The 14,484-nt window shown below is 57.5% G+C and carries 12 protein-coding genes; 10 read left to right on the forward strand and 2 right to left on the reverse strand.

The features are described 5' to 3' along the window. Positions 1–13: 13 nt before the first annotated feature. The 6 genes from PVT68_RS14835 to PVT68_RS14860 are packed head-to-tail and all read left to right on the forward strand — an operon-like array spanning position 14 to position 4,273. On the forward strand, positions 14–367 hold the full coding sequence (locus PVT68_RS14835; RefSeq protein ID WP_280319333.1) for an urease subunit beta: 354 nt from the start codon (positions 14–16) through the stop codon (positions 365–367). Continuing rightward, a complete protein-coding gene (ureC, locus tag PVT68_RS14840; protein WP_280319335.1) occupies positions 364–2,079 on the forward strand; it encodes an urease subunit alpha in 1,716 nt (571 codons plus the stop codon). Before PVT68_RS14835 ends, ureC begins: the two co-directional genes overlap by 4 nt. A gap of 44 nt (positions 2,080–2,123) precedes the next feature. Beyond that, a complete protein-coding gene (gene ureE / locus PVT68_RS14845; RefSeq protein ID WP_280319337.1) occupies positions 2,124–2,684 on the forward strand; it encodes an urease accessory protein UreE in 561 nt (186 codons plus the stop codon). Beyond that, on the forward strand, positions 2,665–3,339 hold the full coding sequence (locus PVT68_RS14850) for an urease accessory protein UreF (protein WP_280319338.1): 675 nt from the start codon (positions 2,665–2,667) through the stop codon (positions 3,337–3,339). The genes ureE and PVT68_RS14850 overlap by 20 nt, the downstream gene beginning before the upstream one ends. 48 nt (positions 3,340–3,387) lie before the next feature. Further along, a complete protein-coding gene (ureG, locus tag PVT68_RS14855) occupies positions 3,388–4,029 on the forward strand; it encodes an urease accessory protein UreG (RefSeq protein WP_280319339.1) in 642 nt (213 codons plus the stop codon). Between the two features lie 40 nt (positions 4,030–4,069). Continuing rightward, positions 4,070–4,273 (forward strand): hypothetical protein, encoded by a 204-nt coding sequence (locus tag PVT68_RS14860; RefSeq protein WP_280319340.1) that lies wholly within the window; start codon positions 4,070–4,072, stop codon positions 4,271–4,273. Between the two features lie 222 nt (positions 4,274–4,495). Here the strand turns inward: PVT68_RS14860 and PVT68_RS14865 are convergent, their stop codons facing one another. Further along, entirely contained in the window at positions 4,496–5,446 is a 951-nt protein-coding gene (locus PVT68_RS14865; RefSeq protein ID WP_280319341.1) for a response regulator transcription factor, read from the reverse strand. Further along, positions 5,446–8,901: a hybrid sensor histidine kinase/response regulator gene (locus tag PVT68_RS14870; RefSeq protein WP_280319342.1), complete on the reverse strand. Its 3,456-nt coding sequence runs from the start codon at positions 8,899–8,901 to the stop codon at positions 5,446–5,448. The genes PVT68_RS14865 and PVT68_RS14870 overlap by 1 nt, the downstream gene beginning before the upstream one ends. Positions 8,902–9,144: 243 nt before the next feature. Here PVT68_RS14870 and PVT68_RS14875 point away from each other — a divergent pair, with 243 nt between their 5' ends. The 4 genes from PVT68_RS14875 to urtC are packed head-to-tail and all read left to right on the forward strand — an operon-like array spanning position 9,145 to position 14,484. Next, a complete protein-coding gene (locus tag PVT68_RS14875) occupies positions 9,145–10,305 on the forward strand; it encodes a hypothetical protein (RefSeq protein WP_280319343.1) in 1,161 nt (386 codons plus the stop codon). Positions 10,306–10,361: 56 nt separating this feature from the next. Further along, complete coding sequence (gene urtA / locus PVT68_RS14880) at positions 10,362–11,648, forward strand: urea ABC transporter substrate-binding protein (RefSeq protein ID WP_280319344.1); 1,287 nt, start codon at positions 10,362–10,364, stop codon at positions 11,646–11,648. Positions 11,649–11,662: 14 nt separating this feature from the next. After that, on the forward strand, positions 11,663–13,291 hold the full coding sequence (gene urtB / locus PVT68_RS14885; RefSeq protein ID WP_280319345.1) for an urea ABC transporter permease subunit UrtB: 1,629 nt from the start codon (positions 11,663–11,665) through the stop codon (positions 13,289–13,291). A gap of 5 nt (positions 13,292–13,296) precedes the next feature. Next, positions 13,297–14,484, forward strand: coding sequence for an urea ABC transporter permease subunit UrtC (gene urtC / locus PVT68_RS14890; RefSeq protein ID WP_280322535.1), 1,188 nt, complete (start codon positions 13,297–13,299; stop codon positions 14,482–14,484).

The raw sequence follows: 14,484 nt of genomic DNA on the forward strand, positions 1-14,484 counted from the left end.
GGCGGAGGCACATATGATTCCCGGAGAAATCCAGGTCGCCGCGGACAAAGGCGACATCGAACTCAATCCCGGCCGTGAGACCCGCACACTGCGGGTGGAAAATACCGGCGATCGCCCGGTGCAGGTAGGGTCCCATTATCATTTTTATGAAGTGAATCCCGCGTTGCGCTTTGAACGGAAGCTGGCGCGGGGTTTTCATCTGAATATCGCTTCTGGCACCGCGGTGCGTTTCGAGCCGGGCCAGGGGCGCGAGGTGGAGCTGGTGGCTTACGCCGGTGCACGCGAAGTGTTTGGTTTTCGTGGCGAAGTCATGGGGCCGCTGGACGAAACGCAGGAAACGGAGAGTGACGGGGAGGCCAGATCGTGAGCCGCATGGATAGAAACAGCTATGCACAGATGTTCGGCCCCACCACCGGCGACCGCGTCCGGCTGGCGGATACCGAGCTCTGGCTGCAAGTGGAAAAGGACTTCACTCGTTACGGTGACGAAGTGAAGTTTGGCGGTGGCAAGGTGATCCGCGACGGCATGGGCCAGAGCCAGCGTCCATCTGCCGAAACCCCGGACCTGGTGATCACCAACGCGCTGATTCTCGATCACTGGGGGGTGGTGAAAGCGGATGTGGGGGTGAAAGACGGGCGCATTGTCGGTATCGGCAAGGCGGGCAATCCGGATGTGCAGGAAGGGGTGGATATCGTCATCGGGCCAGGTACCGAAATCATTGCCGGCGAGGGTTCTATCCTCACTGCCGGGGCCATCGATGCGCATATTCATTTCATCTGTCCGCAACAGGTCGAAGAGGCGCTGATGTCCGGTGTCACCACCATGATCGGTGGCGGCACCGGCCCGGCGACTGGCACCAACGCCACCACCTGTACCCCGGGGCCGTGGAATATTGGCAAGATGCTGCAGGCCACCGACAGCCTGCCAATGAATTTCGGGTTTCTCGGCAAAGGGAATGCCAGCCTGCCGGAGGCTCTTGAAGAGCAGCTGGAAGCGGGGGCCTGTGGCCTGAAGCTGCATGAGGACTGGGGTACTACCCCCGCGGCCATCGATTGCTGCCTGACCGTTGCCGAAAAATACGATGTGCAGGTGGCGATTCACACGGACACCCTGAACGAGTCGGGCTTTGTGGACGATACTCTCGAAGCCTTCAAGGGCCGTGCCATTCACACCTATCACACCGAGGGCGCCGGCGGCGGTCACGCACCGGATATCATCAAGGCCTGTGCATCGTCCAACGTACTGCCGTCCTCCACCAACCCAACGCGGCCCTACACCGTCAATACCGTAGACGAGCATCTGGATATGCTGATGGTGTGTCACCATCTGGATACCAGTATTCCCGAAGATATTGCGTTTGCGGATTCCCGCATCCGCAAGGAAACCATTGCCGCGGAAGATATTTTTCACGACCTCGGCGCCTTCAGCATGATCGCGTCGGACTCCCAGGCCATGGGGCGGGTCGGTGAAGTAATTACCCGCACCTGGCAAACCGCACACAAAATGAAAGTGCAGCGCGGCAATCTTCCCGAAGACAGCAGTGGTGACGCCGCCGGTGCCGATAACTTCCGTGCTCGCCGCTACGTTGCCAAATACACCATCAACCCGGCCATTACCCACGGTATTGCCCACGAAGTCGGTTCTGTGGAAGTGGGCAAGCTGGCAGATCTGGTGCTATGGAAACCGGCATTTTTTGGTATCAAGCCGTCCATGATTCTGAAAGGCGGCATGATCGCTGCCGCCCCCATGGGGGACCCCAACGCTTCTATTCCTACACCGCAGCCCGTGCACTACCGCCCCATGTTCGGCGCCCTTGGCCTGGCGGCGGCGAAAACTTCGCTGACCTTTGTTTCCCAGGCGGCGATGAACAACAAGGTGGCGGAAACCCTCGGCCTGCAGCGCCGCCTGGCGCCCTGTAAAAATACCCGCAGCATTACCAAAAAGGATATGTTGCTGAACGATTGGCAGCCGGACGTCACCGTGGACCCGCAGACCTATGAAGTGCGCGCCGACGGCAAACTGCTTGCCTGCGAGCCCGCCGTAGAACTGCCACTGGCGCAGCGCTACTGTCTGTTCTGACCAGTTCTGACGATGGCGGTGCTGATAAATCGAAGGAGTATCCTGTGACGCTGGAAATTTTCAAACGCCTTGGCGTGAATCCCGATATTCACGCGGACTTTTGCGTAACCCTAGACCACTTGCAGCGTGACAGAGGACGTCTGCGGGCCTTTGCCGAAGACGGCACTGAAGTGCGTATTTTTCTCGAACGGGGCAAGCCTCTGCAGGTGGGAGAAATACTGCAGAGTGAGTGCGGCAGGCATGTGGTAGTCGCGGGAGCCAATGAGCCGGTGACCACCGCCCGCTGTGAAGACTGGACCACGTTCAGCCGCGCCTGCTACCACCTGGGCAACCGCCATGTGAAATTGCAGATTGCCAGTGAAGGCGGCGAACGCTGGCTGCGCATCACGCCCGACCACGTGCTGGAGGAAATGCTGCAACTGCTCGGCCTGACCCTGGAGAAAGAATTGGCGGTATTTGTTCCCGAGTCCGGTGCCTACAGCGGGGGGGGGGCACACTCTCATGGTCACGCTCATTCCCACGGCCACTCGCACAGTCATTCGAATAGTCATTCGCACACTCACAACCACGACCATGAAGAACCGCATGAGCATCACCACCACTGATGCCGCGCTGCTGCGGTTACTGCAGCTTTCCAGCGCCAGCCTGCCGGTGGGTGGTTATGCCTTTTCACAGGGGCTGGAGTACGCGGTGGATGCGGGCTGGATAAAAAACCTGGCGGACACCCGCGAGTGGTTGTCGCTGCAACTGATGGAATCCATTGCCCATGTGGATTGCCCACTGCTGCTGCGCTGCCACCGCGCCCTGCAGGCGGGTGATGAAGAGTCACTGCACTACTGGAACCACTACACCCTGGCCTGTCGCGAAACCCGCGAACTGCGCCTCACTGACACTGCTACCGGCAGTGCGCTGATGCGATTGCTGACGCAGTTGCAGATTGAACCGCCGCTGTTTGAAGGGGAGACCAGCTTCGTCGCCGCCTTCGCCTTTGCCGCCCACTACTGGCAACTGAGCGAACAAAGCGCGGCCCTCGGCCTCACCTGGTCCTGGTTGGAAAACCAGGTCGCCGCTGCCACCAAACTCGTGCCCCTGGGGCAAACCCAGGCCCAGCAGTTAATCGGTGAAATTCAACAACTGGTGCCTGTGGCTCTCACTCGGGCACAAGCACTGAACGACAACCAACTCGGCGCAGGCCTGCCCGCACTGGCCATTGCCAGCGCGCGTCATGAAACCCAGTACAGCCGCCTGTTCCGGTCATGAAAACCTTTCGGGAAAGATTCTCAAGCGTATTTTGGGGGATTAACCACAATGAGCACTGCTAAAAAACAGACCTTGCGCGTCGGCGTCGGCGGCCCCGTTGGCTCCGGTAAAACCGCGCTGCTGCGGGAACTCTGCAGCGCCCTGCGCGACCACTACCACATAGCCGTGGTCACCAATGACATCTACACCCAGGAAGACGCCCAGTTCCTGACCCGGCACGAGGCGCTGGAAGCGGACCGCATCCTTGGTGTAGAAACCGGAGGCTGTCCCCACACCGCCATCCGCGAAGACGCCTCCATGAACCTCGCCGCCATCGACGAACTTATCGCCCGTCACGGCGAACTCGACATCGTTTTCGTCGAAAGCGGTGGCGACAACCTCAGCGCCACGTTCAGCCCGGAACTCTCCGACCTCACCCTCTACGTCATCGACGTCTCCGCCGGTGACAAAATCCCCAGAAAAGGCGGCCCCGGCATCACCCGTTCCGACCTGTTGATCATCAATAAAATTGACCTGGCCCCACTGGTCGGCGCGTCCCTGGAAGTCATGGACCGCGACGCAAAAAAAATGCGCGGAGAGCGGCCGTTTGTATTCAGCAATCTCAAAGTACAAAAAGGCCTGAAGGAAATCATTGAGTTCATCGTGCGCGAAGGCATGCTGGAACAAAAACAAATTCCGGCGTGTGCCTGAAGTGAAAAATCACAAAAGAAGTAGCAAGGGAAAATAGAAAATGAAAAACCTGATACAGATTTTTTTCGCCATCCTGACAGTAACCTTCAGCCTTTTCTCTCAGGCCCACGAAGGTCACGCCCCTGTGGGTGTGGTGCATGAGCTGCACCACATGTTGTGGGTACTTATGGCACTTGCCGTAAGCGGTGCGATTGTGTTTGTACTTAAACAGCGTTCAAAGTCCGAAGACAAGTCGAAGGACTAAAAGCTACGAAGTGCATACGTTGATGTAAACGCAAAGCACCGGGTGCGGATTTTCAGGAGCGTCGCAAATAGGGCCGAAGGCGCCGCGCTGAAGCGGCTGGGTACTTTGCGCCGCAGCGCCCAGGGATGGATTGAAGGGGGGGGGCACCTAGCTCGGTCCTGAAAATCCGTACCCGGTGCTTTGCCGCCCCTAGTCGAAATTCCGAAGCTAGGAACCTAAAGATCACGATTCCGGATTCAAAGCCCGTATCGCAATCCCCGCTGCGGCCGTTCGATTCTCCACCCCTAACTTGGAAAAAACCCCCTCGAGATGTTTGTTCACCGTTCGCGGGCTGACATCGAGAATCTCCCCGATTTCCCGGTTCGTCTTGCCATTGGCAATCCAGAACAACACCTCCGACTCACGCCGGGTCAGCGACAGCTTGTCCCGTAAAATGTCCTCACCGGCCGGCCCACCATCGTCCACCAGCCGCAACAAAACCCTGCCCCCATCGCGGCGCTCGATAAACACCACCGCCAATGGCTTGTGAAACGCCTCGAGTTTCAGCCGGTTCCCCGCCCCGGGTTCTCGCGACAACCACAACTGCAACTCGGAGCTCAGCCGCGCCTGTCCCCCGCCCTCCAGCGCCCCCGCACTGCTCAACAATGCATAGGTCTGCGGTGTTGCCCAATGCATGCGTCCGGCAATATCCACGGTAAACAGAAACTGTCCGGTTGAATCCAGAGCCTGGTGCGCACTGCTGGTCAACCGCGCATTGTTCAGGTGAACCCGCATACGCGCCAGCAATTCATCTGGCTGAATCGGCTTGGTCAGATAATCCACCCCGCCACTCTCCAGACCGCGCACAATATTCGCCGACTCCGTCAATCCCGTCATAAAAATGACCGGGATCGACGCCAGCTCAGGATCCGCCTTCAACAGTCGGCAGGTATCAAAACCATCCAGCCCCGGCATTACCGCATCCAGCAGAATCATGTCCGGGCGCAGACGACGGGCAATATTCAGTGCCTGGCTTCCATCCAGCGCCACCAGTACGTCGACTCCCGCCTGCTCCAGCGTATCGTTGATCAAGCTCAGGGTATCCGGCGAGTCATCCACCACCAGCACAATATCGCCGGTATGGTTACCCGCGACCTTTTCAAGGGGGCGCTCGGTTTCGTCGCAGATATTCATCAACTTTCCTTGAATTCGAGTGCTTCGCTTAATTGCTCAAAGCGCATGGTGTCCGCCATCTGGCGAAACTTTTCAATCTGGTGGGGCGACAGCGCGCTGTCCTGCGTTATCCGATCCAGGGTCTTGTGTACCCCGCTGCGGTATCCGATACGCGCATAGGCCTGTAGTTCTGCCAGCAGGGGATGATCTGGCAGCGCTTGATGCTGCTCGTGATTGCTCGCGGTCACAATGGCCGGGCTGGTGTCATCGGCACTGTCCGCGTAGTGCCATTGCAGATCCAGTAACCGGGCCATGGTATCGAACAGCTTCTGGTTTACCAGGGGTTTAACCAGATAGGCATCGTGCGGTGCAGAGGGAGCGTCCCCGGGCTTCAGGTGGCGCTCCTGCGCATCCGCAGACAGCATGATGATGGGTGCGGAAATGCCCTGGTTGCGCAGTTTGTGGGCCAGTTCCAGTCCGTCAATCCCCGGCATGGTGACGTCCAGTAAAAACAGATCCGGCTGCTGGATATTGATCAGCGCCAGACAATCCTCACCGTTCTGGGCCTCCATCAGGGAAAAGCCGAGCGGGGTTAACAAGTCGCCAATCAGACCGCGGTGAATGGGTTCATCGTCCACCACTATGACACTTTGCCGGGCGCCCCGGTACCCGATGATGCGTCGGCTGGGCGCCTCATGGCGGTGTTCCGAGTCCACCCAGGACAGCAGCAGGGAAACCGTAAAGCGACTGCCTTTGCCCTGTTCGCTTTCGAACCGCAGTTCGCCCCCCATAATTTCCGTGAGCAGATAGGCGATAGTAAGTCCGAGGCCGGTTCCGGTAACGGTGGGGGTATCGCCGTTGCGCACGCGCTCGAAGGGTTTGAGAATACGCGCCTGATCCTCCGGGTGTATGCCCACACCGGTGTCAGCGATGGTGAATTCCGCCACCTGGTTGCGGTAGCGGACATGGAATTCCACGCGGCCCCTGCGGGTGTACTTGATGGCGTTGGACAGCAGGTTGATCAGAATCTGACGCAGTCGTTTTTCGTCGGCAACCACCGTGGAGGGGAGAGGGTTGTGAATATGGCACAGGAACTGGATCCCCTTGCCTTCCGCCTGAGGGCGGAACATATCCACCATTTGCTCCAGCAGCTCTGGCAGGCGCACATGATTGCGGTAAATATCCAGCCGCCCGGCCTCAATTTTGGAAATATCCAGCAAGCCTTCAATCAGGTCCGTCAGATACTCACCACTGCGCTTGATAATGCGCAGGCCGTTGCGATGTTTTTCCGGAATATCCTGCTGCTGATTCAGCAGCTGGGCGTAACCGAGAATGGACTGCAGCGGTGTGCGGAGTTCGTGACTGATACCGGACAGGTAGCGACTCTTGGCGCTGTTCGCACTTTCCGCCTGCTCCTTGGCCTGCTGCAGGGCGCGGTCAGTTTCTTTGTGGGCCTCGATCTCGTTCAGCAGCAATCGCGTTTGCCGGTTCGATTCCGTCTGTGCTACCTCACGGCTGTCGTGAGTAAGCAGAAACAGCCAGCACAACACCCCGGCAATCAACACCTGTAATACAAATAGCGTCCACAGTGCCTGCCGCAGTGTGTCCGCTTCGGCGGCGGTCGCCGGGGACAACTGTCCGTAAATCAGAGACAGCATTCCCGCGAGACAAAGGCTGGCTCCGAGCAGCAATAGGGCGAAACGCCCGAGACGCGAGCTTACCCCGTTCACCACCTGTTCCGGCACGAGTATTTTCAGCAGGGCGACAAACTGATGCGAAAAGCGCGCGTCCGGTTTGCAGGCGTCCAGGCAGCGGGAGTCCAGCGAGCAACACAGTGAACAGATAGGGCCCTGATACGCGGGGCAATGGCTCATATCTGCGGGTTCAAAATCGTTTTCGCAGATACAGCAGGTCTGGGCGCGCAGAATGGGGGCGGTGGTCGACTGCGCACTGTCATCGAGTGAGTCCCGGTGGCGGGCGAGATAAAACTTTCCGCCGGTAATCACACCCATCAGCGGTACCATCACAAAGCAGATGCCGAGACTGATAAAACTGGCAAAGTTTTTCGCTCCGTCCCCAAACTGCCCCAGATAACACAGAATGCCGATCAGCGACGCCAGCAGCATCGATCCGACACCCACCGGGTTGAAGTCGTACAGGTGCGAACGTTTGAATTCGACATAGGAAGGGCTGATACCCAGCGGCTTGTTGATCATCAGGTCTGCCGCCAGGCATCCCAGCCAGCTGATCGCCACCAGCGAAAATATCCCCAATACGCCTTCCAGCGCGCGGTAAATTCCCAGCTCCATCAGAATCAGTGCAATGCTCACATTGAATACCAGCCATACAACCCGCCCGGGATGGCTGCGGGTCAGGCGGGAGAAGAAATTCGACCAGGCAATCGAACCGGCATAGGCATTGGTGACGTTGATCTTCATCTGCGAGATCACCACCATCACCCCGGCCATAATCAATGCCATGGTGGGGGAGTGGGTGAGGTAATTGAATACCATCTGGTACATATACACCGGGTCCGCGGCCTGCTCAGTGGAAGCGCCGTCGGTAATTGCCAGGTAGGCGAGGAAGGAGCCGAACAGCATCTTGATCACCCCGATCAGAATCCAGCCCGGCCCTGCCAGGGTCAGCCAGAACCACCAGCGTGCGCGGTTTTCCCGGGTCTTTTCCGGCATAAAGCGCAGGTAGTCCACCTGTTCTCCAATCTGCGCCACCATGGCAAAAAACACCGCACTGGCAGCGCCAAACAGCATCCAGTTGAAGCTGCCACTGTTGGGGCTGTGCGCCGGTGCGAACTGTGTCCAGTCTTCCACTCGCGAAATCTCGAACCAGGCGGCAATCCCCAGAGCCAGGCATTGCAGCAGCAACCACAGGGGCTGGGTGCCGATCTGGAAGCGGCTCACGGCATGAATGCCATGGGTAACGATGGGAATCACCGCGACTGCGCACAGGATATAGCCCACGGCAGGCGGAATACCCAGCAGCGCGTGCAGGGCGGAGGTGAGGATCGCGGCTTCGATGGCAAAAAAGATAAAGGTAAACGAGGCGTAGATCAGGGAGGTGATGGTGGAGCCGAGATACCCGAAGCCGGCACCGCGGGTAAGAAGATCGATATCCAGTCCGTGCTTGGCCGCGTAGTAGGTGATGGGGAAGCCGGTGATAAAGATAACGGCAGCCACCGCAAGCATGGCGGCGACGGTATTGATAAACCCGTAATTCAGGGTGACGGCGGCAGCGATGGCTTCCAGGGCGAGAAACGCGGTGGCGCCGAGGGCGGTTTTGGCCACCTGTTCGATGGTAAAACGACGCCCGCGCACGGCGGTGAATCGCAGTGCGAAATCTTCGAGTGTCTCGTCTCCCACCCACTTGTTGTAGGTCCGTCGTACGCGGAATACCTGTTGTGCGGGGCGCATGGCCTGTTGTTCGTTGTCGTTATTGTTGCCCGTAAATAGTTCAACCACCGGGTGCTGCCTACTACCTGTTGTTTTTCTTCAATGTGCTGCGTGTAACAAGAATACCGGATTCCGCACTGTTTCTTAGCTCTTTAGTGTATTTACTTGTGCGAGCCGGGAAACCGTCAAATGACGTAGTACCCGGCCCCAATACGCGTATGGCACCTCTGTCACCCACTCCGAATAATCGATAGCACCAAAACAACTCAAAACTGCCAAGTGCGGCTAACGATTCGAACAGAGGGGATAAACATGGAAATGTTGTCAGAAAGTGCACGACTGCAAGCTGGGCGTCAGTCGAAACAGCGATGGTTGAAAAGTAGCGGGGCCTTAGCGGTTATTGCAGCAGTAGCGGCGCCGCTGCCAGCACAGGCAGGGAAGTCTTTCGAATCAGACGGTGGCCAGAGCTTCAATATCGGGGCCGGCTTCCGTTCGCAATTTCAATCGGTAGAGGGTGATAGCGACTACTCTCTGCCGGATATCCGCATTTACACCTCCGGCCAGTTAAGTGACAAGGTCAAATTTACCTTCAACGTGCAGCAGCGGGACGGTGATAGCGCGGATGTGCTGGATGCGATTGCACAGTTTGAGTTCAGTCCCGAATTCAATCTCTGGGTGGGAAGGATGCTGACGCCAGCGGACCGTATCGAAATGAGCGGACCCTATTATGCACTCAGCTGGAATCAGTACCGCCAGCCGCTGTATGCCTCGGACCAGGGGGGGCAGGCTGGATTGATCGGACGCGATGAGGGGGTAACCTTCTGGGGTACTGCCGGCAAGTTCCAGTATGCCGCGGGTGCCTTTTACGGTCTGGATGAATACAGCAATCAGGACGAAAATCCGCTTTATGCTGCCCGTTTCGCCTACAACTTCCTGAGCATGGAGGCAAATCCCGGCTATTACACCAGCTCCACCTACTACGGTGGACTCGGAAATATCTTCACTCTCGCATTGTCACTGCAGAGCCAGGAAGACGGTGTCGGTAGTGAATTCGAAGCGGGAGATTTTTCCGGCTGGACCATCGACATGTTGTCGGAAACCGTGCTTGGTAACGAAGGCGTGGTGACCGTGGAAGCGGAATATAAAAGCTTCGACGCAGACTACACCCTCGCCTCGCAACCGACCACCGGTGCCTGCTTCTGCCTGTTTGACGGAGAATCCGTATTTGCCACTGCGGCCTATCTGTTCCCGGCCAATGTCGGCCCGGGAAAATTCCAGCCCTATTTGCGCCTGGTGGAGAACAGTCCCTCTGATGCCGCCAGCAGCAGCTCTACCGAGCTCGGTCTCAATTATGTGGTCAACGGCCACAACACCCGCGTCAACTTTAGCTATGTCTCTGGCGATGCCAACGCCTCTGGTTATGCCGGTGCCGATGTCGATGTGCTGAGCCTCGGTATGCAAGTCCAGTTGTAATTCAGATGCGATTCAATCTAAGAGTCAAAAAAAGATAAGGAACAGGAGTCACTCAAATGAAATTGAAAAAATTTGTCGCAGGTCTCGCTTTTGCCGCCGGAACCTCTGTGGTCAGCAGTGTCGCGCTGGCCGCGGAAATCATCAAAGTAGGGGTGTTGCACTCCCTGTCCGGCACCATGGCCATCAGTGAAACCACCCTGAAAGATACCGTGCTGATGATGGTGGACGAGCAGAACCGCAAGGGTGGTCTGCTGGGTAAGAAGCTGGAGGCCGTGGTTGTGGACCCGGCATCCGACTGGCCGCTGTTTGCCGAAAAAGCCCGTGAACTGCTCACCAAGGACAAGGTGGATGTGATTTTCGGTTGCTGGACATCCGTATCCCGTAAATCTGTTTTGCCGGTCATCGAGGAACTGAATGGCCTGATGTTCTACCCGGTGCAGTACGAAGGGGAAGAGTCTTCGAAGAATGTTTTCTACACCGGTGCGTCGCCGAACCAGCAGGCGATTCCCGCCGTGGATTACCTGATGTCCGACCTGGAAGTGGAGCGCTGGGTACTGGCTGGTACCGACTATGTGTATCCGCGTACCACCAACAAGATTCTGGAAGCGTATCTGGAATCCAAGGGCGTGGCGAAGAAAGACATCATGATCAACTACACCCCGTTCGGGCACTCCGACTGGCAGAGCATCGTCTCTGATATCAAGAAGTTTGGCAGCACCGGCAAGAAAACCGCCGTGGTTTCCACCATCAATGGCGACGCCAATGTACCTTTCTACAAGGAATTGGGCAACCAGGGTATCAGTTCGGAAGACATCCCGGTGGTGGCCTTCTCGGTGGGTGAAGAGGAACTTTCCGGTATCGACACTGCGCCGCTGGTAGGTCACCTGGCTGCCTGGAACTACTTCCAGGGCATCGACAGTGAAGCCAATGACTATTTCGTCAAGCAGTGGAAGAAGTTCATCGGCGATGAAAAGCGCGTGACCAACGACCCTATGGAGGCAACCTACATTGGCTTCAATATGTGGACCAAAGCGGTGGAGAAAGCCGGCACCACCAAAGTGGACGACGTGGAACAGGCGATGATCGGTATCGAGTTCCCCAACCTCACCGGTGGCGTTGCCAAAATGAACAAAAACCATCATCTGTCCAAACCGGTATTTATCGGTGAGATTCAGGACGATGGTCAGTTCGAGGTGGTGTGGGAAACCGAAGGGGTTGTTGCCGGCGATGCCTGGTCTGATTTCCTGCCGGGTTCCAAAGACCTGATTGCCGACTGGACCGCGCCGATCAAGTGCGGCAACTACAACACCAAGTCAAAGGCCTGTAGCGGCCAGGGTCAGTAAACCCGGAGTAAATGGTGAAGTCTTTACTACTGAGTATCGGGTGTCTGTTAACGCTGCTGTTGCTGCAGCTGGTCTCACCGGCTGCAAATGCGCAGCCGCAGACCGCTGAGGTAGAGGCAGTACTGCAGCAGTTACCGGACGCGAACCTGCGCCAAACCGGCGCCCTGGTACAGCAGCTGGAACAGGCGGGGGGCGCAGCGATGCGTCCCCTGTTTGAGGTTATGTTGGCCGGTGATCTTTACTACCGCAAAGACAGTGGCGATCTCCTCGCGGTCTATAAAAACGCGGCGGGCGATCGACTCGGTCGCGATATTTTCAGCGGACAGGATCTGGGGCCACAGTCCGGTGGCGATATCGGCAAAGTCCGTGTCAATAATCGCGTGCGCAGCCAGCTGCGGGATGCTATCGCCCGGCTCAATTTGCTGCACGGTAGTGCAGCGGAGCAGCAGGCGGCGGTACTGGCGATCCTGGACGATCTTTCACTGCAAAATATGCGTCTGTTGCGCAGCGCTGCCGATGCCGGAACCAGCGATGCGGTAACTGAACTGATCGACCTGGCCAACGCCATGGTGCGCCTGCGGGACGGCAATGCAACCGACGAGCGACTGGCAGCCATTGAAGTGATGAGTCACCGCCTGGAAGCGCCGGTGCGCAACCAGTTGCAGCGACTGGTAAATGACGAGGGCGAAGCGGACCTGAGGGTAAAAGCTGCCGCAGGTAAGGCGCTTGAAAAAATCACCGATCGCATCGAATTTTTTGGCCAGCTTGAACAGCTGTTTTTTGGCCTCAGCCTGGGATCGGTACTGTTACTGGCGGCCATCGGCCTCGCCATCACATTCGGTGTGATGGGGGTGATCAATATGGCCCATGGCGAAATGATCATGCTCGGCGCTTATACCACTTATGTGGTTCAGCAGCTGATGCCCGGGTCCATTGAATATTCCCTGCTGGTGGCGGTACCGGCAGCATTTCTGGTATCCGGCAGTGTGGGTGTGTTGATCGAACGCGGGGTAATCCGGCACCTGCAGGGACGGCCGCTGGAAACCTTGCTGGCCACCTTTGGTATCAGTCTGATTTTGCAGCAGGCGGTACGCAGTATTTTCTCGCCGCTCAATATGCAGGTCATCACGCCAGGTTGGATGAGCGGTTCACTGGCGATCAATCCGGTGTTCTCCGTGACCTATAACCGTTTGTATATCCTGCTGTTTGCGCTGGCAGTATTTGCGGCGCTGGTGGCGATCCTGAAAAAATCTTCCCTGGGATTGAACGTGCGCGCGGTGTCCCAGAACCGGGATATGGCGAAAGCCATGGGCGTGCGTACGGAAATGGTCGATGCGATGACCTTTGGTCTCGGTTCCGGCATTGCCGGTATCGCCGGGGTGGCACTTTCCCAGCTGACCAACGTTGGTCCCAACCTCGGTCAGTCCTACATTATCGATTCGTTTATGGTGGTGGTATTCGGTGGCGTCGGCAATCTGCTGGGGACGCTGGTGGGAGGCTTCTCGCTCGGGGTCGCGAACAAGTTTCTTGAACCTGCAACCGGCGCAGTGCTGGCCAATATTATTGTGCTGGTATGCCTGATTCTGTTCATCCAGAAACGTCCCAAAGGGCTGTTCCCGCAGCGCGGGAGGGCCGCAGAATGAAGACCATGCAATCTGCACTGACAAGCGTCACCGGGGTACTGGGCGAGTTACGTCAGCCCGGTCGCGGTTCCTCACTGCTGGTGGGTATTCTGCTGGCGGTGACCCTGGCGATGTCAGCGGCAAACCTGTTGCTGAGCCCGGATTCGCCACTGTATGTAAGTACCTACACCATTACACTGATGGGCAAGTACCTGTGTTTCGCCATGCTCGCCATGGCCGTGGATATCATCTGGGGTTACTGCGGCATCCTGAGTCTGGGCCACGGGGCCTTTTTCGCTCTCGGCGGTTACGGTATGGGGATGTACCTGATGCGCCAGATCGGCGATCGCGGGGTCTACGGTAACGCGGAGTTGCCGGACTTTATGGTGTTTCTCAACTGGCAGGAGCTGCCCTGGTACTGGTTCGGTATGGACCAGTTCTGGTTTGCGATGTTGATGGGGCTGGCGGTTCCGGGTTTGTTGGCATTTATTTTTGGTTGGCTGGCGTTTCGATCACGGGTCACCGGGGTGTACCTGTCGATCATGACCCAGGCGCTCACCTATGCGCTGATGCTGGCATTTTTCCGCAACGAAATGGGGTTCGGCGGCAACAACGGGCTGACGGATTTCAAGGATATTCTCGGCTTTGATCTTCAGGCGGATACTACCCGGGTAACTTTGCTGTTGATGACGACCTTGCTGCTGGTGGTGGCGTTTACCACCAGTCGCGCCATTGTTCAGTCGCGCCTGGGTCGGGTGATTGTGGCGGTGCGGGATGCGGAGGCGCGGACGCGATTTCTTGGCTATCGTACCGAGCGCTACAAAGTATGGCTGTTTGTCTACTCGGCATTGATCGCTGCGGTAGCCGGCATCCTGTATGTGCCCCAGGTGGGGATTATCAACCCGGGCGAGTTTTCGCCGCTCAATTCCATCGAAGTGGTGGTGTGGGTGGCGGTGGGTGGTCGTGGCACACTTTACGGCGCCATCGTTGGCGCACTGCTGGTGAACTACGCCAAGACGCGTTTTACCGCAATCATGCCGGACGGCTGGCTGTTCGCTCTGGGCGCTCTGTTTGTGATTGTCACCGTCTATCTGCCCAAGGGACTGGCGGGATTGCTTGAACGCTTGCCGGTCGGGCCTTTGCAAAAAATGTCTGGCAGAACAGCGAAACAAGAGTCTGCCACAGTGGTGGAATCCGCGGAGGCAAGTGTATGA

This window comes from Microbulbifer bruguierae (assembly GCF_029869925.1).
Lineage (GTDB): Bacteria > Pseudomonadota > Gammaproteobacteria > Pseudomonadales > Cellvibrionaceae > Microbulbifer > Microbulbifer bruguierae.

Bases quoted from the DNA above. Each gene is read 5' to 3' on its own strand.
- ureG (WP_280319339.1), top strand. From the start codon at position 3,388: ATGAGCACTGCTAAAAAACAGACCTTGCGCGTCGGCGTCGGCGGCCCC.
- PVT68_RS14865 (WP_280319341.1), bottom strand. From the start codon at position 5,446: ATGAATATCTGCGACGAAACCGAGCGCCCCCTTGAAAAGGTCGCGGGT.
- PVT68_RS14835 (WP_280319333.1), top strand. From the start codon at position 14: ATGATTCCCGGAGAAATCCAGGTCGCCGCGGACAAAGGCGACATCGAA.
- PVT68_RS14850 (WP_280319338.1), top strand. From the start codon at position 2,665: ATGAGCATCACCACCACTGATGCCGCGCTGCTGCGGTTACTGCAGCTT.
- urtC (WP_280322535.1), top strand. From the start codon at position 13,297: ATGCAATCTGCACTGACAAGCGTCACCGGGGTACTGGGCGAGTTACGT.
- PVT68_RS14860 (WP_280319340.1), top strand. From the start codon at position 4,070: ATGAAAAACCTGATACAGATTTTTTTCGCCATCCTGACAGTAACCTTC.
- urtA (WP_280319344.1), top strand. From the start codon at position 10,362: ATGAAATTGAAAAAATTTGTCGCAGGTCTCGCTTTTGCCGCCGGAACC.
- PVT68_RS14875 (WP_280319343.1), top strand. From the start codon at position 9,145: ATGGAAATGTTGTCAGAAAGTGCACGACTGCAAGCTGGGCGTCAGTCG.